Origin of the sequence: Micromonospora sp. NPDC049580, from assembly GCF_040675595.1 — a bacterium.
GTDB lineage: Bacteria > Actinomycetota > Actinomycetes > Mycobacteriales > Micromonosporaceae > Micromonospora.
On record NZ_JBFAPG010000591.1, the window covers coordinates 1 to 3387 of the forward strand.

The 3387-nt window shown below is 68.2% G+C and carries 2 protein-coding genes; both read right to left on the reverse strand.

The features are described 5' to 3' along the window. Positions 1-181 precede the first annotated feature (181 nt). Positions 182-3073 (reverse strand): glycoside hydrolase N-terminal domain-containing protein, encoded by a 2892-nt coding sequence (locus AB0J68_RS29565; protein ID WP_363941860.1) that lies wholly within the window; start codon positions 3071-3073, stop codon positions 182-184. A gap of 54 nt (positions 3074-3127) precedes the next feature. Continuing rightward, positions 3128-3387: RICIN domain-containing protein (locus tag AB0J68_RS29570; RefSeq protein WP_363941862.1), on the reverse strand; the 260-nt coding region annotated here is incomplete at its 5' end.

Sequence of the window (3387 nt, forward strand, 5' to 3'; positions counted from 1 at the left end):
CGCCCGACCGCTGCTGCGCGCCCTGGGCTGGACTTCCGGCCTCGCCCTGCACGTCGACGTCGTGCACGCCGCCGTGCTCATCACCCCGACGCCAGACGGCGCGCACGTCGTGGGCGCCGGCCGGAAGTCTGGCGACCCATCGCCCCGGAGCCGCTGCGACCAGTGCCTCTGACCTCCCGCCTCAGGCATCAACGATCTGCCATTCCTGGCTGATCTCGCCGCTGACCGTTTGCTGGACCGCCATGGCGCCGTCCGCGGTGGAGCCGCCCTCGACCCCGACACACCAGCCATTGCTCACGTTGACGAACCGGTAGTACCCGCTGGTTGTCGCCGGGACGAGATTCCACCACTGGTTACGTCCGCCGTTGTCGGCCCATTGAACGAGTGCCGCGCCCTGGCCCGAGCCACCTGGACTGTCCAGGACTTTCCCGCTCCTGACACCGGACAGCCGGAATGAGTCATCGCTGTTGGGCAGCAGCCGCCACTGCTGGTTGGCCGCGCCAGTCCACGGCCACTGGATGACAGCTGCCCCGTCCGTGGTGGAGCCGCCGTTGACGTCCAACACCTTTGCGCTGCGCCGGTTGACCAGTCGAACGACGCCGCCGCCGGCGGCGGCTGGCAGACCTACGACAACCTGTATCTGTTGTCCGGCCGTCAACGAGATCACCCGGGCATGCGGGCCGAGCGGCGAGGGGGTGACCGTCGCGGACGTGGTGATGGATGCTATCCCGCGGCGGCTGAGGAGGGTGATCGCCTGGGTGATCGTCGAGGTGAGTGCCACGGTCACCGAGCGACCAGGAAGATCCCAGGAGAGGCTGTGAATGCGGACCTGGTTGCGTCCGCGGACCCCGGTGATGGTGCCCCTGGCGAGCTGGCCGGGCACGGCGGGCAGCAGCTCGAGGACGCCGGGCCTGGTGTAGACAAGCGCTTCGCTGAGCACGGCCGGCAGCGTGTTGGCCGCATCGGCGTTGTAGGTCTCCAGGTTCGGGTTGTGTGCTGTCATCAGCGACCGGAAGATCATGTTGTTGCCGATGATCTTCCGGAGGTTGTTGTAGACGCCGGCGGCGTCCTTCAGCCGAGCGGAGGCAAGGGCTCGATGCAGGCTGCCGTGCGCGGAGGTGTTCTCGTCACCGCGCAGCGCCAGGGCCCTGAGTGCGGCGGTGACCAGGCCGGGCGCCTCCTCGGGATTGATCTCGTGCAGGGGCCACGCGCCGTACAGGTGATGGACGTGCCGATGGTTGTAGCGATCCGTGAGTCCCGGCCAGGACCATTCGGCGAGGGCGCCGCTGCCGTTGACCGTGTAGGGCGGGATCCTCGCCAGCAGGGCCGTCCAGCGTGCGACACCTTGACCGGCACCCTGCTCGACACCGAGCGCGTTGGCAGCCTCGACAGCCGCCCGCAGGGCGTGTCTGCCGGCCTGGATGTCGCCGGTGGCGTTAATCGCCAGCAGGACGTTCGTGCTGGCCGGCGAGTTCTCCATCGAGAACGACGGCACGAACACCACCCGGCCGGCCGAATCGGTGCGGGTGAGGAAGTCCTCGTAGAACAGTGCTAGCTCCATCAGCGCCGGTCCCAGCTTTTCAGCCAGAAACGTCCGGTCCCCGGTGACCTGGTAATACTCTAGTAGCGGATAGAGCAGCCAGTCCGCGCCACCGGTCCAGCACTGGCCCGGGAAGCCGGGGTCGAAGTGCAGCATGTACCCGTACTCGCCGTCGGTTCGCGATGGGGCCAGGAAGCCGCGGGCGCCGTACAGGTTGCGAGCGTTCGTGCGCCAGTGAGCGAGCTGACCGAGGATCAGGTTGAAGTAGCCCTGCATGGCATCGGTGAGGTCGAGAATGTTGCCGCCGGCGACCTGCAGGTTGATGTTGGCATCGGTGGTGAAATCGTCGGCCCAGGCGCCGTTCCAGGTGCCGGCCCAGATTCCGGTCAACCGCGGCGGCAGCACGCCGCTGGAGCTGATGAACAGGTAACGGCCGCTGTCGTAGAGGCGCTCCAGCAGGGCCACATCGATGGTGTTGCGATTGGCGTTCTGCCGGGCGATCAGCTCGGTGGTCGACAGCTGCCGGTCGGCGGCGGAGACGTTCAAGTCCAGGCGGGAGCGGTCGTACATCGCCGCGTGCAGGGTGACGTGCCGGGTCCGCAGCTCGGCATAGTCGGCGCGCACCGCGGCCAGCGCCGCGTGCAACGGCTTGCTGTCCCAGGCCGTGGGTGACTCGTAACGGTCGAGTTTGGTCAGCAGGAGGAGCCTGGTTGCCGCGGTGACGACGATTGTCGACCCGTTCGCGGCTACCGTGCCACCGCTGGCGACGATCCGGGTGACGCCCTCGAAACCGAAAGCGCCCTGCCCGGACGGGTAGGTGCCGCGCAGGTTCAGGTAGCCGGAGCCGTCAATGACGCTGGCCAGGGTGGTGAAACGGACCGAGCCGGGGACGCCCGCGAGGGAAGTGTTGGCGCCCAGCGTCGCGTCGATCGATCGGCCGGATGCCGGGGTCAGTTCGTGTACGACGACGTTGTCGGCTCGGGAGGCGAAGGCGCAGCGGGTCCAGGTGCCGTTGCTGTCGGCCCAGGTGGAGGTGACCTCCCCGGTCCGGAAGTCGGTGATGCGGGCGTATCCGTTGGCCGTGGTCATGCCTGGCGTGCTGATCTGCAACTCGAAGCCGGGGTGGTAGGTCTGGGTCCAGCGCAGGCTCCAGCCAGCCGCGAAGTCCGTGTTGGCTCCGCCGTAGTTCCCGGCCAGCGCCTTGTCCCGCACGCCGGCCAGCCGCCCTGAGATTACTGGCGGGGTCACACCCCGGCTGCCGTTGGGCAGCACGAAGCGGTGGTAATTGAAGATTACCTTCTCGAGGGTCGGCGTTCCGTACAGGACGGCGCCGTACTCGCCGTTCCCGACGAGGAACCCGTCCGTCCAGTTTGTCGCTGCGGTCGCGTCGTAGATCCCGCGCTCGGGCAGCGTGACCTGAGGCGCAGCGGCGGCGGCCCGTCCGGTGCCCACGGCCGGGATCAGGGCCGCGGAGCCGGCGGTCAGCGCGGCGGTGGCGAGGAGGCGCCTACGGCTCACGGGTAGGTCTGTCATCAGAAGTTCCTCTCGACACCGAGGCTGGAGGGTTGTGCGTCATGTCGGCGCTGGTCAGGCGGGCACGAACTGCCACTGTTGGTTGGTCCCGCTGTTGGCGGTCCACTGCACGACCTGCGCGCCGTCACTTGTCGCTGCGGCGTAGACGTCGGCCACCAGTCCGCTGGCCTGGCTGACGATGGTGTAGTAGCCGTCACCGGTGGGTCGCAGGTACCACGACTGGTTGGTGCCGCCATTGGCTGACCACTGCTGCAGTTGCAGGCCCGCCGTGGTGCTGCCGCCGTTGACGTCCAGCACCTTTCCGGAGGCGGTGT

Excerpts from the sequence above, each read along its gene's own strand:
- AB0J68_RS29565 (WP_363941860.1), bottom strand. The coding sequence starts at position 3,073 with ATGACAGACCTACCCGTGAGCCGTAGGCGCCTCCTCGCCACCGCCGCG.